This is a genomic window from Marinilactibacillus piezotolerans (assembly GCF_900169305.1).
Taxonomy (GTDB): Bacteria; Bacillota; Bacilli; order Lactobacillales; family Carnobacteriaceae_A; genus Marinilactibacillus; species Marinilactibacillus piezotolerans_A.
Genome location: NZ_FWDP01000002.1, coordinates 291,920 through 311,845 on the forward strand (window position 1 = coordinate 291,920; position 19,926 = coordinate 311,845).

Consider the following 19,926-nt stretch of genomic DNA (forward strand, 5'->3'; position numbering starts at 1 on the left):
GTTTAGATTACTCTCTTCTCAACATCTTAAATTCCAAAAAGAGATCATTGTACTTTCCAAGGTACTCATACCCTAGATTTTCGTACACTTCTAGATTCTCCATCATCTCTTCTGTTGGATAGAACTGCGGATCTTCAATCGTTTCTTCAGGCAATAATGCCATAGCTGCCTCATTCGGCGTACTATAACCGATATAGTCAGCGTTTTGAGCTGCTACTTCTGGGCGAAGCATGAAATTGATAAATGCATAAGCAGCTTCTTCATTTTGAGCCGTTTCCGGAATGATCATATTGTCAAACCACAGATTCGATCCTTCTTCAGGTAAAATATAATGGAGAGACTCATTTTCCCACATCATATCTGCAGCTTCTCCAGAGAAGGTTACGGCAAGCGGTGCTTCTCCTTGGATCATATACATCTTGATCTCATCTGCCACCAGTGCTTTGACATTCGGTGCAAGACTTTCTAATAAATCAAAAGCTTCCTGCAGCCTTTCGTCATCTTGAGTATTCAACGAGTAACCCAATGTCTGAAGTCCGATTCCCATAATTTCTCTAGCTCCATCGATCAGCATAATGTCGTCCTTATACTGTGGATTCCAAAGGTCGCTCCAAGATTGGATGGCTCCTTCTTCAATCATTTCATCGTTATAAATAATGCCTAAAGTCCCCCAGAAATAAGGAATAGAATATTGATTGCCTGGATCAAACGAGAGATCTAGGAAATCTGCATCAATATTATCTAGTCCTTCGATTTTGGACTGATCCAGTTTATGTACCAGTCCTTCATCGATCATTCTGTCAATCATATATTCGCTGGGAATGGCAATATCATAAGCAGTTCCGCCTTGCTGCACTTTCGTGTACATCGCTTCATTGGAATCAAACGTTTCATAAACAACACGGTATCCGGTTTCTTCTTCAAACTGCTCCAGCAGCGCCGGATCAATATAATCTCCCCAGTTGAAGATATTTAAAGTATCAGAGCCCGCTGAACCTTCTGAACGGTCTACATACAAGCTGCCGATATATAGAAGTCCAGATACACCCAAAATCACTGCTGCGAGCTGAATTAGTTGTTTCATCTATGGAGACACCGCCTTCTGATGATTCGTAGGATCAATATCTGTCAATTTGCGTCTGCGAGTCCGCTGTTGCTGCTGTACATAATAATAGCCGCTCACTAAGCCAAGAGCTAAAATAAATAGAATCGTACTCAAAGCATTGATTTCCAGACTGATTCCTTGTCTTGCTCTGGAATAAATCTCCACAGATAAGGTCGCAAAGCCGTTCCCCGTTACAAAGAATGTAACCGCAAAGTCATCGATCGAATACGTAAATGCCATAAAATATCCTGCCAGAATACCCGGCTTAATACTTGGAATAATGATACTTTTCAGTACCTGCCAGTTATTTGCACCTAAGTCTTTTGCTGCTGTAACCATATTGAGATTCATCTCTTCAAGCTTCGGCAGTACCATCAAAACGACGATTGGAATACTAAAAGCGATATGGGAGAACAACACAGAAAAGAATCCTAAGCGGAATCCGGCAATAGTAAAAAGGAGCAAGAAACTTGCACCAATAATAACATCCGGCGAAACCAATAGAACATTATTGAGCCCAAGTAAAGTAGTCTGTGTTTTTCTCTGCTTCACAAAAAAGATACCGATGGCTCCTAATGTTCCGATCACAGTAGCAAACAAAGAGGATAACAGCGCTACTCTAAAGGTATCCAGCGCGATGCGAATCAACCGAGTGTCATCCGCCAGTGCCTGATAATGTTCCCCAGTAAAACCAGTAAATGCGTTCATCGTACCGGCCGCGTTGAACGAATAAAAGATTAAATAAAGAATAGGCGTATACAATAAAACAAAAATGAGAATCAAATATAGATTTGCCCAAGAAAAGGATTTCTTTTTCACGATCTGCCCACTCCTTTCTTACCTTTTTTTCTGCCTGATGTCAGAATCATAGTCAGTACCATCAAGACAATCAGAACGATTCCAATCGTTGAGCCCATTCCCCAGTTTTGCGTCACTAAGAAATGCTGCTCAATGGCTGTTCCCAAGGTAATGACTCGATTTCCGCCAATCAATCTGGTCAGCATGAATAAAGACAGTGACGGAATGAACACGACTTGGATTCCGCTGCGTACGCCAGAAAGCGAAAGCGGGAAAATAACATTTTTAAAGCTTTCCCAACTGCTGGCACCCAGATCACGGCTGGCATTCAGCAAGTTTGGATCAATTTCTTCTATGGCATTATAAATCGGCAGCAGCATAAAAGGTATTTCAATATAGGTTGCGACCAGCAGGAAGCTTGCATTGGTAAACAGCAGCTGCTGACGACCAAGACCTATCCAGTCAAAAAACCCATTCACACTGCCATCCTGGCTCAGCAATCCGATAAACGCATAAGCTTTCAGCAGCACATTGATCCATGTCGGCAAAATCAGCAGCAGCATCCATAAATCCTTGCGTTTTGCCTGCGTCAAAAAATAAGCCGTTGGATAACTGATCAGCAATGTAATGACTGTAATTAAGAAGGCATAAATAAAGGATTGCAGTGTCATTGTCAGATAAGTCGCCGATGTAAAATAGGTTACGATATTTTCGAGCGTAAATGTCCCCTCGATTCCAATAAAGGACTGATAGATCAGCAAACCGATTGGAATCAGCACAAATAAACCGATCCAGATAAAATATGGGAAAAAGAGCAGCCGGTTCTGCTTAGATGTCATTGTTCAGATCCACTCCTTTTTCCATATCGATCGTCTCCTGTACCATCGTTCCGTTCACGACAGCATATTCAGACAAACGGGTATTAAAGGCTTCTTCGGTTTCACCGATCCGCATGATATGAATGTCTCGAGGTTCAAATGCCAACCCGACTTCTTCACCGACTTCTGCTTTGCGGGTCGTATGCACCATCCATTCGTTTCCTTCAGGATCTTCGCCGATAATCTCATAGTGAACGCCTCTGAATAATTGCGATTGAACGATGATTTTCATATTGCCTAAAGAAGGTCTAGTCATCACCAAATCTTCTGGACGAATCACCACTTCAACGGTTTCGTTTTCATTCATTCCGCCGTCTACACAGTCAAATACTTTTCCGGCAAACTCTACTTTGTAATCTCTGATCATCGTTCCTTTAACAATATTGCTTTCTCCAATAAAGTCAGCCACATAATTATTCAGCGGTTCATCATAAATGTCGATCGGTGTCCCGCTTTGAACGATTTCGCCTTCTTTCATGACAAAAATCTCGTCACTCATCGCCAGCGCTTCTTCTTGATCATGAGTAACGAAAATAAACGTAATACCCAGCCGCTGCTGCAAGTCTCTTAATTCGTACTGCATTTCTGTTCTCAGTTTCAAATCGAGTGCAGAAAGCGGCTCATCCAGTAGAAGGATTTCCGGTTCGTTGACCAATGCTCTTGCAATCGCCACACGCTGACGCTGTCCACCTGACATTTCAGAAATTTCTCTCTTTTCAAATCCAGATAATCGTACAGCACGCAATGCATCCATTACTTTTTCTTTAATTTGATCTTTTGCTGCCTTTTTGATTTTTAATCCATACGCTACGTTATCATACACATTCATGTGCGGAAACAGCGCATAGTCCTGAAACACAGTATTAACTTTCCGTTTATTCGGAGGCAGAGTATTGACGGTTTTGCCATCCAAAACAATGGAACCGGAGGTCGCTTGGGTAAATCCTGCGATTAAATTCAAAATGGTTGATTTTCCGCAACCTGAAGGACCCAAAAGGGTATAAAATTTTCCTTTTTCTAAATCAAAAGAAATATCTTTTAAGATCATAGATTCATCATATTGTTTGTAAATATTCTGAAACGAAATAATTGTGTTCTCTGCCAAATTCCAGCACTCCCCTTACCTGCATTATAAATCAATTAAACCTATATAATTATATCTTTAAGATATATAAAATCAATCACTTTCCATTAATAATTCTAACAATTTAGACCCGTGCCGGTCACAAGTCAACCATCTGTTTTTTATTATAGTGAGTGCCTCTATCAATCCCAAATCATGTGCATTAAAAAACGACCGCCAGCTTGTGACGATCGTTCTGTTTGGATGATAAGATCTCCCAGTTCTTTCTATACTTTTTACTACAAATTGTTCATAAAAACGACCAGAGAATCTTGCATCCCATGCAATCGCTGGGATTCATATTGCCTTACAAATCGTCTGTTTCTATCGTTTATACTGCTTTTCACCATTTTGTATCCTATTTTCTGCTGATGTTACTCATCGTATATTTCTTATCCTATGAAAACTGCAATCAGTCAGTGTCTGCCGGGAAGTTCGAATCTTCACTTTCGATCACAATCGCCTTCATTCCTTTTTCTGACTGTGTTTCATGCCATTCATCTTTCTTCCAGAAAATTAAATCGCCTGCATCAACAGAAACTGCTTTGTTCTTTTCACCGCGGACGATTCCTGTACCTTCTAAAATCAAGAGCCATTGTGATGCTGTTGCTTGATGATACCCTACTTTTCCTTCTTTACCTATTTTTAAAAATCCCATATTAGTTTTTCCATTTAACTGTAATACATTCGCCAAGAAAAAATCGGATTGATATTCCTTAATTTCTTTTCCTTCTATTAAATCAAGTTTTAGGATTTCCATAGCGTTTCTCCCCTTATTTCATTATTTTATTCTGCTGACTTTATATCATTGTATGACTCACTTCATTTCATTTTACTGATTATGTTGTTTTTTGCTCTAAAATTTCGTGTACAAAAGATTCCTTATAGTCTGTATACTCGTTAATGCCCCTAGATGACATACTTAAGTATTTTTCTTTTATTTCAAGGTAATCCTTTCTTGCAGATGCATGAGTATTCAAGTAGTCTCTAAAAAAAATTAAATGATTCCATATTTCGTCTTTATAGTTTACCAAATGCACAAAATGTGTTTTTTCCATATATGTTTCATCCGTAAACTTAGCCAACACGATTTCTCCGTCTCTTTCAACTTTTAGACGTAAGAATCCTGATCTTTGAAGCGCTTTGAAAAATGACTTATTCAGCTTGCTATAATTGTCTACCCCTATCAATATATCAATGACAGGCTTTGCGGACATTCCTCTGATTGCTGTACTTCCGACATGCTCGATACGATCAGCATCAAGTTCTGTATAGTTAACTAGTTCCTTTTTTATTCTAATAAATTCTTCGTTCCATTCATCCGTATATTCAACCAGTCTGACTTCGTTCCGTTTTAAACCTAAATCCATTTTCTCACTTCTCCCCTGTAGTATGAAATATAAAATCCAATTCGCTTCTTTAACGTTATGCTATAGGAAAAACCCTTAAAATAATAGCCTTATACTGAATGACGCAATATGGTATAATTGTTATAGAAATAAGAACACAGATTGTTTTCACTCTCAAAATTTATGCACAGTAATCAAAATACCCGTCGATTAATCTGATAAGGTTAATCGACGGGTATTTTTCCTATAATGAGTTTGTATACTTTTGTCATCTGCTGTACTTCCATGAGCTAAAATAAACATTCTATCTCTATTCGTATAACAAATTTTACAGGCCTGCTTTTTCAAGGATCGCTTCGCAGACTTCATGGCTTCTTAGGGAAGAATCCAATGATACAGGATTTTCTGAGTTTGCTTGTACGGCCTCTAAAAAGGTTTTGATCATAGGAGCAAATCCTCGTTTATGCAGAGTCGGCTCCCAATCCCCAAATGGTTTGCTAAAAGATCCTTCCTCACTGTATTCTGTCCAGTCTGCCAGATTTTCTACTCGGACAGTTTTTGATGGACTCTGGACTTCCATCGTTTCTAATCTAGATCCTGATTCTGCATTCACTGAGACCATGATATGCGCTCCTGCAGATTCCAGTATGACCCAGGCACGTTTCAGTTGATCAGCATTGCCTACAATTCCAGAGTCAACCACTTCGACCGGTCCTTCTATCATGTGCAGCGCCGTATCGACTGGATGAATCATCATATCGTAGATTCGATATCTGGCAGGCAGTGTCGCCTGATTGACTTGGTTTTTCTGGAAATAAATCATATTTTTATCCGACACTGCTTTCAGTTCTTGGACTCTTGGTGCAAATCTTCTGTTAAATCCTGTCATCAAGAGTGTATTTTGCTCTTTAGACAACTGCAGCATAGCCTTTGTTTCTTCTAAATGATCGCTGATTGGTTTATCCACTAGGACAGGGATATTGTTACTCAGCATAGCTTCAATAATTTCAGCATGCGTAGGTGTCGGTGTATGAATAAATACAGCGTCCATTTTCTGATTAATCAGTTCATGCCAATCTGTATGTAAATGAGTCTGGTCAATTCTATATTGTTGACCGATCGCATTCAATTTCTCTTCATTTCTTGTACTTAAATGCCACTCAATCTCTGGATGCTCAGTCATCATGACTGGTAAATATGCTTTTTGTGCAATAGATCCTAATCCAATAACGCCTATTTTCATTATTTATCCTCCTGTTTTGTACCGCTTTCTTCTATTATATAGTATACAGCAAGTGAACCGCTTTTATCGAGAAAAATTAAAGCATATACCTCAGACAAATAGTCTGCAGTATATGCTCCTCATTACATTTCGTCAGCCAGTTGAATCGACTGCTCGACGTGTACTGTTTTCTTGAATTCTTTGGTTGCTTTTTGAATGATATTTTTTGCCGTTTTCTTTTCTAGTTCCGTTGGATCTTCACCGATGATACGGACTTCTGTCTCTAATTGAACACTGTTTTTTTCGAGAATGACCGACTTGATATGCTCAATCAGTTCAATATAGTCTGTAGCTGTCGCTTTGTTGATATTGACAATAAAGCCGGCGTGCTTCGTTGAGATCTGAGCGCCGCCCCAAGTCAAGCCTTGCAGCCCTGCATCTTGAATCAGTTTCCCAGTGAAATAGCCTGTCGGCCGTTTGAACACTGAACCGCACGATGGATACTCCAGCGGCTGTTTTGTTGTTCGCAAGATCGTCAGCTCATCCATTCGTTCTTTGATGGCATCTTGGTCGCCTTCTTTCAACTCGAAGGTCACATCGATCGCAATATCTCCAGTTTTTTGGATTTTACTATTGCGATAAACAAATTCCATTTCTTCATTGGTTACTTCTTTAAGCTCGCCTGTGCGGCTCAATAAGGTGACCGTTTGGATCACATCTTTTACTTCCCCGTCATAAGCGCCAGCATTCATAAAGACTGCTCCGCCCACACTGCCGGGAATGCCGCAAGCAAACTCAAGTCCAGTCAATCCGAACTGATATGCTTTTTTACTGACATCGATCAATGCAGCGCCAGCTTGTGCCGTGATTTTTTCGTCTTTTACACTAATCTGATCCATTTCCGTCAGAATCAAGGTAACTCCTGGAATCCCTCCGTCTTTTACAATCAGATTGCTGGCATTGCCTAAGATGGTCAACGGCCAGTTGCGCTCATTGATATATGAAACAATCGCTGCAATCTCTTCTTTGCGTTTTGGAAAAACCAGTACATCTGCCGGTCCGCCGGTTTCTGTATAAGTATAGTGTGCTAATGGTTCATTGATTTTTATAATTGAATCTGAAAAGGTCTCTTTAAATAACTGAATATCCATGGTTCAATACGTTCCTCTCGCTTTAACTTCATTCAATTCTGGTAAGCTTTTTTTATTAAAACTATGGTGAATCCTATTAAATCAATTATATTCTAACACGAATAGTTTCACAGTAGTAGCTTCGACGCAAATTGTCACTAAATTGTTGCGGTTTTTCTAAAATCTTCGTTGTTTCAGACTGTTCGCTTTATCCGTCATCGAAATTCCGATAAGATAAAATTAACTTGAACAAAAGGAGCTGCTTATGAAACTTATTTCATGGAACGTCAATGGCTTGCGGGCGATCGTCCAAAAAGATTTTTTAGCACAATTCAAAGAACTGGATGCTGATATTTTCTGTCTTCAAGAAATCAAGCTGCAGGAAGGCCAGATCGATATTGACTTTGAAGGCTATTATTCCTACTGGAATTATGCTGAAAAGAAAGGCTATTCCGGAACGGCTATTTTCACTAAGCAAAAGCCTTTAAATGTCTCATACGGTATCGGTATTGAGGAACATGACCGCGAAGGCCGAGTCATTACTTTGGAATATAAAGACTATATAGTTGTGACTTGTTATACTCCAAATTCTCAGTCTGAGCTGAAACGACTGGATTACCGCATGAGCTGGGAAAAAGCTTTTCAAGCTCATATTCAGACACTGGACCTCGTTAAACCGGTTATTTTATGCGGCGACTTAAATGTGGCTCACAAAGAAATCGACTTGAAAAATCCGGAAAACAATCGGACTAATGCAGGGTTCTCCGATGAAGAACGTGCACAGTTGACTAAGTTTCTAGATTCAGGCTATATTGATACTTTCCGCTACTTTTATCCTGATCAAGAAGACAGTTACACATGGTGGAATTATCGATTTGGTGCCAGAAAGAGAAATGCCGGCTGGCGTATCGACTACTTCCTTGTTTCAGAACGCTTGGAAGACCGTCTGCAGGATGCCAAGATTCACGCAGATTACATGGGATCTGATCACTGCCCAGTGGAACTAGATATTTTTCTATAAAGAAATACCTGTTTTTCTCTCTCATTGAGAAAAACAGGTATTTTGATTATACATAAGGGTATTCAATAACCTCGTCTTCGCCTTCATCTATAACGACTGACGTAAAAGCATTTGCATTATGGAATAGTCTCTTGCAGTCTTCACTTAATCGAACGATCCTGAAGGTTTTTCCTGCGTCTTCATATCGTTTTGTAATTGAACTGATCGCTTCTACAGCAGAATAATCTGTGACCTTAGCATATTTCAAATCTAATACAACTGTATCTGGATCCTCTTCTACGTTGAATAGCTCTTTGAAATTCAATACTGAACCAAAGAATACTGTTCCGTTGATTTTGTAGGTTTTTTCCCCTGTCGCAGATTCTTCTTCGTTTGCATAAATTACTTTCCCTTTTTCCCATGCAAAAATCAAAGCTGAAACAACGACTCCGGCAATCACTGCACTTGCAAGGTCTGCAAAAATAGTAATAAGGGATACAACAATAATAACCAAGATGTCTTGAGCAGGTACTTTTCCTTTATAACGCAAGCTTTCCCATTTAAAGGTACTCACCACAACCATGAACATAACGCCGACTAATCCAGCCAACGGAATCGCATTGATAAAAGCTGAACCAAACATAATGAAGATCATTAATGCACTCGCTGCGACCAGACCAGACATACGATGTCTTCCGCCGGATTTGATATTGATGATCGATTGACCGATCATGGCATCTCCACCCATTCCGCCTAAGAAACCATTGACAGTATTGGCAAGACCTTGTGCAATGATCTCCTTGTTTGTTCTGCCCCTAGTATTCGTCATTTCATCTAATACTTGTAAAGTCAGCACTGCTTCTGTCAACCCTACCAATCCGCCTATCAGCGCATAGGGGAATATGATACTCAACGTTTCAAAGTTCAAAGGAACTTGAGGAATGTGAAAGCCTGGAAGTCCTCCGGCAATTTCCATTCCAGCAAAATCTTGAACATTTCTCAAATGAATACCGCTGTTTCCAAGAACGACAGCAATAATCGTCATTACAATAATAGCAATCAAACTTGATGGTACAGCTTTTGTAAATTTTGGAACGATATGGATTATTGCCATAGTAAAGAGAACAAATCCGATCATCAATAACAGGTCGCCACTAGACATCCATACTGACTCGGTCACCGAAACGCCGTTCACTTCTGTAACTCGATTGATCTTGAACTGATCCAGCTGTGCCAAGAAAATGACAATAGACAGTCCATTTAGAAACCCTAACATAACGGGATAAGGAATAATCCTCGCATATTTTCCCAGTTTGAGAAATCCAATAATCAGTTGAAGGATCCCCATCAATATGACGGTTGCAAACAAGTACTCTAAGCCATGAGTAGCTACTAATGATGCAACAACAACCGCAATCGCTGCAGTCGAAGAACTGATCATTCCTGGTCTTCCAGTGAATGTTGCCGCAACTAGTCCGATTACTACCGCTGTCTGCAAGCTTAATATCGGGCTGACACCTGCAACGAATGCAAAAGCAATAGATTCTGGAATTAGTGCCAATGCTACCGTTAACCCTGAAAGTACTTCACTTTTGATCACTGACTTATGTTCGCCAAAAAATTTTATCGATCGAAACTTTCCGCTATTCTCTTTTTGTTTACTTTCCATTTCATTCTCTCCTTTTTCAGCTATTAATAATTTGTAGCCGCAATTAAACATATTAACAGATTAATGATTTATTACAACGAAAAATTTACTTATAAGTGAATTTTTTTAACTTAAAAGGGTTTACTTTGTGACGTTTGTCTTTTATACTGATAAATTACATGCTATTATACCTAAGCAGGTAAAAAAATTCTCGAGGTGCTCTATGGAAATCGGACCAAAAATTAAAGAATTAAGAATGGCTTCAAATATGACTGCAAAAGAACTCGCTCAAAAAATAGATATATCACCTTCATTCATCTCAGCTATCGAACATAATTCTACAAAGCTCTCGTTGAAAACATTAGCGCACATCTGCGATGTTTTTGGTGTTAGTTTATCTGAATTTTTTAATAATCAATCCAGCCCAATTGAAAAGAAGCTTATATCGACCATTCAATCTCTGCCAGAAGAAAAACAGTATGATCTTCTGAAGTTCTTAGACGGCTTAGTTTAAATTCTGTAAAGATTTCATGTTATTATAGGGCATGTAATTAAATTCCTTGCAAAACTCAGAAGCCTTTTATATAATTAACTGGACAATTCAATAAGCTTACGGGAGTAACTAGCAGTGATAAACTGTTGCAGCGCCACCACTCGCAGATTTGTATCTGCTGGTTCTGTATTAAATAGTGAGACGTATGCGGAGCTAACATACTCCGTATACGTCTTTTTTTATCGAAACGCTGGCTTACTCGCAATCATTTTACGAAAAGGAGCAAGTTAATGGAATTCTATCAGCAATCCAAGGAAGAGATTCTTTCTTCCCTAAAGACTGATTCCGAAAAGGGATTATCGTCAGAAGAAGTCAAACGCCGTCAGGAGGAAAATGGCTATAATGAATTAGAACAGCAAGATCGTCAGTCTATTTTTTCTCTTTTTATCGAAACATTTAAAGATCCAATGGTAATCGTTCTACTCATCGTTGCTATTATTCAAATCGTTTTAGGAGAAACAGTAGAATCACTGATCATCTTTGCCGTTTTGATTATCAATGCGATCTTGAGCGTTGTCCAAACTAGAAAAGCTGAGGATTCACTGGCTTCATTAAGAGACATGGCCGCTCCTTCTGCTACTGTCGTCCGTAACGGCGATACACAAAGTGTTCCTTCAAAAGAAATCGTCGCAGGAGATATCGTTATTTTAGAAGCAGGAAACAATATCCCTGCCGACGGACGCTTGCTTGAAGCTGAATCGCTGCAAGTTGAAGAAGGCGCATTAACCGGTGAATCAGTACCTTCAGATAAGGAAGCTGCAACAATCGAAGAAGAAACCGCGCTTGCTGACCGTAAAAACATGGTCTTCAGCGGAACATTAGTCACTTATGGACGTGCCCGTTATGTTGTCACCGGTATCGGAACAGAAACAGAAATGGGTAAAATTTCTGAACTGATTCAGAATGCTTCAGCTAAGCAAACACCGCTGCAACGTAAACTGGAATCATTCAGTAAAAAATTAGGTCTTGTTATTCTGGCACTATCCGTTCTGATCTTCGCGATCCAAGCATTTAGAATCTTCTTCGGAGGCGGCGATGGAAATGTTCAAATTCAATTACTGGATGCTTTCATGTTCGCAATCGCAGTAGCAGTTGCCGCAATTCCTGAGGCTTTACAATCAATCGTTACAATCGTACTTTCAGTCGGTACTAACAAAATGGCGAAGAGACATGCCATCATCCGTAAATTACCTGCTGTTGAGACTTTGGGATCCACAGGTGTGATTTGTACAGATAAGACTGGTACATTAACACAAAATAAAATGACTGTTGTTGAAGCATTTTTAGCTGACAGTGAAGGTGACTTATTTACGAAAGACCCGAGCGGCTGGTCAAATGATGAAAATCGTCTGATGCAGATCGCTGTACTTGCCAATGACTCTTCTCTTAATGAAGAAGGTGAAGCAAGCGGGGATCCTACCGAGGTTGGATTGATCGAATACAGTAACAAACAAGGAAAACCATTCCGTGAATTACGTTCAGAATATCCACGAATCGAAGAATTGCCTTTTGACTCTAGTCGTAAACTGATGTCTACACTTCACGAAATCGATGGCGAAAAACTGATGCTGACTAAAGGCGGACCGGATGTTGTCTTCAACCGCAGTTCAAAAATCCTTGTAAATGGTGAAGTGGTTGATCTTACAGACGATTACATGAAGAAATTACACGACCAGAACGAAAAATTCTCTAAACAGGCTTACCGTGTATTGGCATTTGCATACAAATCCATGTCAAAAGACACACTTGACTTAGATGATGAGAATGACTTGATCTTTGTTGGGTTACTAGCAATGATCGACCCACCTCGTGAAGAAGTAGCTCAGGCCATTAAAGAAGCTCGTGAAGCAGGTATCCGTACGGTAATGATTACCGGTGACCACAAAACAACTGCTCGTGCAATTGGTCAGAATCTAGATTTATTCAGAGAAGGCGATATTGCGTTAACTGGTCAAGAATTGGATGCCCTATCTGAAGATGAATTGATGGAGAAACTTGAACAAATCCGCGTTTATGCACGTGTTACTCCTGAAAATAAAATCAGAATCGTTCAAGCTTGGCAAAATAAAGACCAGATCACTGCTATGACAGGTGACGGGGTCAACGATGCTCCTGCCTTGAAACAAGCAGACATCGGAATTGCAATGGGAAGCGGAACAGACGTATCTAAGGATGCTTCAGCAATGATCCTGACAGATGACAACTTTGTATCAATTGTTAGTGCTGTAGCCGTTGGACGTAACGTTTACAGTAACATCAAGAAAGCCATTGCGTACTTGTTCTCAGGTAACTTAGGTGCCGTAGTAGCAATCATTGCTGCTTTATTGATGAATTGGATCAACCCGTTCACAGCTCTCCAATTGCTGTTTATCAACCTTGTTAACGACTCTATTCCTGCCATTGCTTTAGGAATGGAAAAAGAAGAACCGCATATCATGAAACAAGATCCACGTGATCCGAATGAAGGAATCTTTACTGGGCAAACACTGCAGTCTGTTATCCTGCGTGGATTTACGATCGGTATTGCAGTCATCATCTCTCAAGCAATAGGGATCTACTACTTTAACTCTCCGGAAATCAGTGTGGCTATGGCCTTTACAACATTGATCTTATCCAGAACGTTACAGGTATTCCCAGCACGCTCAAACTCTCAAACGTCAATCCAGGCTGGTTTCTTCTCTAACAAATATGTTATTGGAGCTTTCGCTATCTGTATGGCGCTCTATACTATTACAGTATTGCCAGGCATCCGTTCAGTCTTTGATATTCCAAGTACCTTTGGATGGACAGAATGGGCTGTTGCAGCTGGACTTGCTTTAACAACAACGATCATTTTAGAAGTTAAGAAACTGGTTTTCCCTTCTAAATTAGATGACTAATCAGTTTCTTTCAGCCCCCCGTTTCAACACTTGTTGTTGAAACGGGGGGTTTTTGTTTTCAGGCAACTTAATTGGAATATCCTTTCGAACACGATACTATTAATTTGTAACAATAAAGGATGTTTTTTTAAGGAGGAAAAAAATGCATAAGATGATCTCAGGTTTCAATAATGTCTCAATTGCTGTTAAAGATATGGGGAATGGTTCTCCAATCATTTTTCTACATGGGTGGCCGCTGAATAATGAAATGTTTGAGTATCAGTATAACTATTTGCTGGAAAAAGGACATCGTGTAATCGGAATTGATTTAAGAGGATATGGTAATTCAGAGTTAGGAGTAGAAAGTTACGGATATGACGCATTCGCTGATGATGTGAAAGCTGTTATAGAAGAACTTCAGCTCTCAGATGCTGTACTGGTTGGATTTTCAATGGGCGGAGCTGCTGCTGTTCGCTATATGGCTCGACACGAAGGCTATGGTATCAGCAAACTAGTATTACTTGGCGCCGCTGCCCCTCGATTTACACAAGGTCCTGATTATCCATATGGTATGGAAAAATCGGGTGTAGACGAGTTGATCGAGCAAGCTAAAATGGATCGTCCGCAAATGGTTACGGAGTTTGGGGCTAAATTGTTTAACAAACAACCTTCTGATGCCTATGCAGACTGGGTAGCTGGATTAGCATTCAAAGCCTCTTCTTACGGAACCATTCTTTCTGCGATTGCCTTAAGAGATGAGGATCTTACAAAAGATTTAACCAAGATCTCTGTATCAACTTTAATTGGCCATGGTAAAGAAGACCAAGTCTGTCCTTTTGAATTTGCTGAAGAAATGGACAAACTAATTCCTGAAAGTACATTAAAATCCTTTGAAGAAAGTGGTCACGGTATCTTTCATGATCAGCCAAAAGAATTGAATACTGCTCTACATGATTTTATCCATATGTAAATAGCCGTATTTTAATCAAATGAATCCTATTCAAAATGATCGCGGTAGTGTCCACTCACTATCGCGATTTCCTTAGGAAAACTATGACATATAAAACATAAAGGATAGATGACTTCTCTTTCAAGATTTGTTAAAATATAATCATCGTTATCGATCCGAGCATCAACTATTGTTAAAAACGTCATTCTATATGAAAAGGTGTTAAGATGAGATTTGCTAAGTTAATATTGTTAGGACTCACTGCTGCTTCAATATTTTTAATAACGGGTTGTCAAAGCTCAACTGCAGAGGATGCCAAAAAAAACACGCCTTCTCAAACTATACATACCGATGAAACACAGTCAGAACCTGTCACTGCAGATACTGATATTTCTGAAGCAGACAGTGAACAGTCAGAATCAGATGCAGCAGATTCTGTACATCTGAAGTCTGTCTATTTCGGTAAGCTGGAAGATGCCAAAGCTAAAACTGAAGAAATGGATGCCAATCTTGATGATAATTCAACAGCTGCTATGAAAGAGTTCGAAGGCGAGCTTTTCAGTATCTGGGACGGACTCTTAAATGAAATTTATGGTGTCTTGGAGGAACAGTTAGCTCCAGAAAATATGGAAGCTTTACGAGTTAAACAACGCGAGTGGATCACATTTCGGGATACCAAAGCAAAAGAGGGCTCCTTAAAATACCAAGGAGGAAGCCTGGCATCTTTAGAGTACGTCTCTTTGCAGACAAAATTAACGATGGTCCGCTGCTTTGATCTTGTCGCTCAGTATATGCCTTAATTAGTTGATCAATTAAATCGTTATAAAGCCGTCGGGGATTGGATTCACCGGCGGCTTGTTCGTTTTAGTGGTTTTAATAGTGAGGTTAGTGTTCTCGGTTCTCGAGCAACTTTTTCAGGTGAATTCTTAGAATAGGTCTCTTATTCTCAGTACTCAAATAATTTTTCGACCTGAGTTCCTAATATTTCCCTCTTATTCTCGGTACTCGTGCAATTTTTCAATCTGAGCTCCTAATATTTCCCTCCAATTCTCAGTACTCAAATAACTTTTCGTTCTGAGTTCCTATTATCTCCCTCCTATTCTCGGTACTCAAATAATTTTTCGTTCTGAGTTCCTATTATCTCCCTTCTATTCTCGGTACTCGTACAACTTTTCTATCTGAGTTCCTAATATTTCCCTCTTATTCTCGGTACTCATACAACTTTTCAATCTGAGTTCCTAATATTTCCCTCTTATTCTCGGTACTCGTACAACTTTTCTATCTGAGTTCCTAATATTTCCCTCTTATTCTCGGTACTCGTACAACTTTTCTATCTAAGTTCCTATAATCACCTTCTTATTTTCAGTACTCAAATAACTTTTCGTTCTGAGTTCCTATTATTTCCCTCTTTTTCTCGGTACTCGTACAACTTTTCTATCTGAGTTCCATAAATCAGCCCCTTATTCTCGGTACTCAAAAGTAAATCTATCCAGAGTCCCTAAAATAAGTGACCGAAAAGAAAAAGCTCGAAGTCCGAAGACTTCAAGCTTTTGGTTTAATGTTCTTATACGGTTTCTGGTACGTTTGTTTTCATTAATTCGTCAACGTACTCAACGGTTTCTGGTTGTTTTTCTTCAATTTCTTTAATTTTGTCAGCAAATTGAGGAAGGTAATCTCTGTGTGCATATAGCATTTCATCCAGCAATGTTTTAGCAATTGTTCCACCTGGAATCAGTGGGTTAACAGTGAAGGCTTGTAATGCAGCGCCGTAGTTTCCTTCGATTGCTGCACGGATCACTGTTTCTTCCATGCCTTTCATGTTTTGGATGATACCGCGTGCGCCATCATTTTGGAATGTGCCCCAATTGTATGGCTCGAATCCATGAGCAGTCACAACACCAGAAACTTCCACTGCACAGTCATATGGCAAGTCAGTGATTGTTCCGTTATTTTTCGTTGAAACAACCATTTCTGTATGCTTGTCATTTTGGATTGAAGCAATGATTTCACAAGCTGCATCACTATAGTGAGTTCCACCACGCTGAGATAATTCTTCTGGTTTGTAGTCCAACTCTGGGTCTTTGTAAAGTTCGAATAAGCGTTTTTCAGTTCCTTTAACAACTTGCGCTCTTGTCTCACCATTTTTGAACTCTTCTATTGAATGCTCAAGCATTTCATCTTCGATGTAGTAGTAACGGTGGTATCCGCAAGGCAGCATATGCAAATCTTTGATTTGCTCATAGTGGAATAGAGCACTATGGATATTTTTCAGGTGGTTGTCATCTTCATTTTGGTTTGGACCATAGATCAAGTCGATCAATTCATCTGTACGCTCTTTACCAGATTTGTCCCATACTCTATGCCAGTGGAAGTGATTGATTCCAGCGAATTTAAAGAATAGATCATCCTTTGGTACGTTTAGTTTTTCTGATGCTGTTTTAACATGTCCGATCGGTACGTTACATAGTCCAACGGTTTTTTCCCATCCGCCGTGTTTGATTGCTGCTTCTGTTACCATACCTGCCGGGTTAGTGAAGTTGACCAGCCAAGCATCTGGACATTGTACTTTCATGTCTTCAATAATATCTAAAATAACAGGAATTGTACGGAATGCTTTGAAAATCCCGCCTGCTCCGTTGGTTTCTTGTCCTAAAATGCCGTGAGACAATGGAATACGCTCATCTTTGACACGCGCATTCAATAGTCCGACACGGAATTGAGTTGTTACAAAGTCAGCATCTTTAAGTGCTGTTTTACGGTCTAGTGTCAGAGTGACTTTCCAGTCCAGCCCTGCTGCTTTAACCATTCGTTTCGCCATAGCGCCAACGATGTCTAATTTTTCTTTACCATCTTCAATATCTACAAGAACGATTTCTTTGATTGGAAGTTCATCTTTACGTAAAATGTATCCTTCAATTAGTTCCGGCGTATAGCTTGATCCGCCGCCGATCGTTACTATTTTCAATCCATCTTTTGCCATGTTGAATTTCCTCCTAAAATAAACCTCTTTTTAGAACCGCTTTCATAACTTACAAGTATACTGTATTCTATGTAATGGTTTACATACAAGCTTTTCTGTCAAATTTTTTATTTTTTACATAAAATTAATATACCGTATGAAATCTGCCTTTCCTCTCCATTTTTCGACGAGGAACTTCTACTAGAGTATTTTTAAATCGTTCAATGAAAAATATCGTAAAAAATAACGATACCCAGAGTTTTGCCTCAAGGTATCGCTAAATATTTTGCTTATTTATATAATGGATATTGTTCGGTTAATTGACGAACTTCTGCTTGGATTATGCTTAGAACATCTTCGTTTTCTCTGTTATCCAACGTTTTAACGATCAGTTCTGCTACTTTGCGGCTCGCTGTTTCATCGAATCCTCTTGTTGTAATCGCTGGTGTTCCAATACGGATCCCGCTTGTTTTAAACGGACTTAGTGTTTCAAAAGGAATAGTGTTCTTGTTAACGGTTATCCCGACAGAATCCAATACTGTTTCTGCTTGTTTTCCGTTGATGCCAAAATCAGTGACTTCTACTAATAATAAATGATTGTCTGTACCGCCACTGATTACACGACCTTTAGAATCATTAAAGACCTCAACCATTGCTCTGGCGTTTTTCTTGATTTGCTGAGCATATGTTTTGAACTCAGGTTGGAGTGCTTCTTTGAATGCGACTGCTTTCGCCGCAATAACATGCTCTAATGGTCCCCCCTGTGTTCCTGGGAATATAGCGCTGTTCAGTCGTTTAGCATATTCTTCTTTAGCTAGAATCAATCCGCCGCGTGGTCCGCGTAAAGTTTTATGAGTGGTACTTGTAACGACGTCTGCATAAGGAACAGGATTAGGATGCTCGCCTGTTGCGACCAACCCAGCAATATGCGCCATGTCGACCATTAATTTTGCTCCGACTTCATCCGCAATCTCACGGAATTTCTGGAAGTCGATTTCTCTAGGATAGGCACTGTATCCAGTGATAATCAATTTCGGCTTATGCTCTAGAGCTAGTGCTCGTACTTGATCAAAATCGATTGTCTCTGTTTCTGGATCTACCCCATATGCTACAACATTATATAGTTTTCCGCTGAAGTTGACAGGAGAACCATGTGTCAAATGTCCCCCATGATTCAAGTCCATTCCCATATAAGTATCCCCGGGTTCTAAAAAGGTCTGGAAGATCGCCATATTGGCTTGTGACCCAGAGTGCGGCTGAACGTTCGCATATTCTGCGCCAAACAGCTCTTTGACTCTTTCTATGGCCAGATTTTCTACAATATCAACGAATTCGCAACCGCCATAATATCTTTTTCCAGGATACCCTTCTGCATATTTATTGGTTAGCACGCTTCCCTGTGCTTTCATGACTTCTTCAGATACAAAATTTTCAGATGCAATTAATTCAATATTCTGCTCTTGTCTATTCTTTTCTTGTTCAATGGCATCAAAAATCTCTTTATCAAAACTCAATGCACACAACTCCTTCAACTATTGTGATATAAAAAGAGTATAGCATAGGTGAAGCCTATCAGAAAAAGCATCTTGAAAATTTCTTTCCTTAATTCCAGTGATCATTCGGTTCTGTCTGGAATTGTCAATTTTCAGAAACAATCATGCATTTTATTTATAATAAATCAGAGTCACTATTGAATGCTGCTTTATCCGTGGTATAATGAAGAGAATGCATGTTCGTTTAGATAGGCAACAGTTAATACTAAAAACTTTAAAAAGGTAGGGATTGAATGGACTTTACTGCCCTGGATTTTGAAACTGCCAACCGTCAGACACACAGTGCTTGTTCAGTCGCTTTGACCGTCGTAAGGAATAGTCAAATCGTCGATGAGTATTATACACTGATCAACCCGGATACATGGTTCAATGCCATGAACATCCGAGTTCATGGCATTCGTGAGCAAGACGTGATTGATGCCCCTTATTTCCCTGAAGTTTGGGAAGATATGGCTCAATTTTTTACTGGTGATCAACTGGTGATTGCACATAATATGGCTTTTGACAAACGGATTCTTCAAGGAACTCTGCAGCACTATGGGATCACTCAACCGAATTTCCAGACGTTGTGTACGGTACAGTCTTCCAGAAGACTGCTAAAACAGTTGCCGAATCACAAGTTGAACACAGTGGCGGCGCACTATGGACTTTTATTGAACCATCACCATGCCCTTGATGATGCCAGAGCATGTGCCAATATTCTGATCAATCAGGAAAAAGAATATGGAACGGCTCCTTTGAAAAAACTCGTTAAATTTGCATAAAAAAAGTCTGAAGTTCAAGAAACCTTTTCGTTTCTGA

General features: G+C 39.6%; 17 protein-coding genes. 6 read left to right on the forward strand and 11 right to left on the reverse strand.

Features of this window, described 5'->3' with window-relative positions; all coding sequences use genetic code 11:
- Positions 1 to 7: 7 nt before the first annotated feature.
- The 8 genes from B6F02_RS01385 to murB form a co-directional block, all read right to left on the reverse strand.
- The gene (locus tag B6F02_RS01385; protein ID WP_080145609.1) at positions 8 to 1,084 is read right to left on the reverse strand and encodes an ABC transporter substrate-binding protein; all 1,077 of its coding nucleotides are present in this window, start codon (positions 1,082 to 1,084) and stop codon (positions 8 to 10) included.
- Positions 1,085 to 1,924 carry an ABC transporter permease gene (locus B6F02_RS01390; protein ID WP_080145610.1) on the reverse strand — a complete coding sequence of 280 codons (840 nt, stop codon included), beginning with the start codon at positions 1,922 to 1,924 and terminating at the stop codon, positions 1,085 to 1,087. It abuts the gene before it with no gap.
- Entirely contained in the window at positions 1,921 to 2,742 is an 822-nt protein-coding gene (locus B6F02_RS01395; protein WP_080145611.1) for an ABC transporter permease, read from the reverse strand. The genes B6F02_RS01390 and B6F02_RS01395 overlap by 4 nt, the downstream gene beginning before the upstream one ends.
- Positions 2,732 to 3,829 carry an ABC transporter ATP-binding protein gene (locus B6F02_RS01400; RefSeq protein WP_080145708.1) on the reverse strand — a complete coding sequence of 366 codons (1,098 nt, stop codon included), beginning with the start codon at positions 3,827 to 3,829 and terminating at the stop codon, positions 2,732 to 2,734. The genes B6F02_RS01395 and B6F02_RS01400 overlap by 11 nt, the downstream gene beginning before the upstream one ends.
- A 487-nt stretch (positions 3,830 to 4,316) precedes the next feature.
- Entirely contained in the window at positions 4,317 to 4,664 is a 348-nt protein-coding gene (locus B6F02_RS01405; protein ID WP_080145612.1) for a cupin domain-containing protein, read from the reverse strand.
- A gap of 79 nt (positions 4,665 to 4,743) precedes the next feature.
- The gene (locus tag B6F02_RS01410) at positions 4,744 to 5,274 is read right to left on the reverse strand and encodes a GrpB family protein (protein WP_080145613.1); all 531 of its coding nucleotides are present in this window, start codon (positions 5,272 to 5,274) and stop codon (positions 4,744 to 4,746) included.
- Between the two features lie 307 nt (positions 5,275 to 5,581).
- Positions 5,582 to 6,496 (reverse strand): Gfo/Idh/MocA family protein, encoded by a 915-nt coding sequence (locus B6F02_RS01415; protein ID WP_080145614.1) that lies wholly within the window; start codon positions 6,494 to 6,496, stop codon positions 5,582 to 5,584.
- Between the two features lie 122 nt (positions 6,497 to 6,618).
- Positions 6,619 to 7,626, reverse strand: a complete 1,008-nt coding sequence (gene murB, locus B6F02_RS01420; protein ID WP_080145615.1) for a UDP-N-acetylmuramate dehydrogenase — start codon at positions 7,624 to 7,626, stop codon at positions 6,619 to 6,621.
- A 244-nt stretch (positions 7,627 to 7,870) separates the two neighbouring features.
- Here murB and B6F02_RS01425 point away from each other — a divergent pair, with 244 nt between their 5' ends.
- Positions 7,871 to 8,626: an exodeoxyribonuclease III gene (locus B6F02_RS01425; protein ID WP_080145616.1), complete on the forward strand. Its 756-nt coding sequence runs from the start codon at positions 7,871 to 7,873 to the stop codon at positions 8,624 to 8,626.
- Positions 8,627 to 8,672: 46 nt separating this feature from the next.
- Here the strand turns inward: B6F02_RS01425 and B6F02_RS01430 are convergent, their stop codons facing one another.
- Positions 8,673 to 10,274: a SulP family inorganic anion transporter gene (locus tag B6F02_RS01430; RefSeq protein ID WP_080145617.1), complete on the reverse strand. Its 1,602-nt coding sequence runs from the start codon at positions 10,272 to 10,274 to the stop codon at positions 8,673 to 8,675.
- 202 nt (positions 10,275 to 10,476) lie between these two features.
- Between B6F02_RS01430 and B6F02_RS01435 the strand changes: the two genes are divergently transcribed.
- From B6F02_RS01435 to B6F02_RS01450, 4 genes are all read left to right on the forward strand, one after another.
- A complete protein-coding gene (locus tag B6F02_RS01435; protein ID WP_080145618.1) occupies positions 10,477 to 10,767 on the forward strand; it encodes a helix-turn-helix domain-containing protein in 291 nt (96 codons plus the stop codon).
- A gap of 269 nt (positions 10,768 to 11,036) precedes the next feature.
- The gene (locus tag B6F02_RS01440) at positions 11,037 to 13,685 is read left to right on the forward strand and encodes a cation-translocating P-type ATPase (protein WP_080145619.1); all 2,649 of its coding nucleotides are present in this window, start codon (positions 11,037 to 11,039) and stop codon (positions 13,683 to 13,685) included.
- Between the two features lie 142 nt (positions 13,686 to 13,827).
- Positions 13,828 to 14,634, forward strand: coding sequence for an alpha/beta fold hydrolase (locus B6F02_RS01445; RefSeq protein ID WP_080145620.1), 807 nt, complete (start codon positions 13,828 to 13,830; stop codon positions 14,632 to 14,634).
- 206 nt (positions 14,635 to 14,840) lie between these two features.
- Entirely contained in the window at positions 14,841 to 15,413 is a 573-nt protein-coding gene (locus B6F02_RS01450; RefSeq protein ID WP_080145621.1) for a lysozyme inhibitor LprI family protein, read from the forward strand.
- Between the two features lie 764 nt (positions 15,414 to 16,177).
- On the opposite strand, the gene B6F02_RS01455 is transcribed toward B6F02_RS01450, so the two are convergent.
- A complete protein-coding gene (locus B6F02_RS01455) occupies positions 16,178 to 17,593 on the reverse strand; it encodes a 6-phospho-beta-glucosidase (RefSeq protein WP_080145622.1) in 1,416 nt (471 codons plus the stop codon).
- Between the two features lie 269 nt (positions 17,594 to 17,862).
- On the reverse strand, positions 17,863 to 19,086 hold the full coding sequence (glyA, locus tag B6F02_RS01460; RefSeq protein ID WP_372924824.1) for a serine hydroxymethyltransferase: 1,224 nt from the start codon (positions 19,084 to 19,086) through the stop codon (positions 17,863 to 17,865).
- A 272-nt stretch (positions 19,087 to 19,358) separates the two neighbouring features.
- On the opposite strand from glyA, the gene B6F02_RS01465 reads away from it, so the two are divergent.
- The gene (locus tag B6F02_RS01465; RefSeq protein WP_080145624.1) at positions 19,359 to 19,889 is read left to right on the forward strand and encodes a 3'-5' exonuclease; all 531 of its coding nucleotides are present in this window, start codon (positions 19,359 to 19,361) and stop codon (positions 19,887 to 19,889) included.
- Positions 19,890 to 19,926 lie beyond the last annotated feature (37 nt).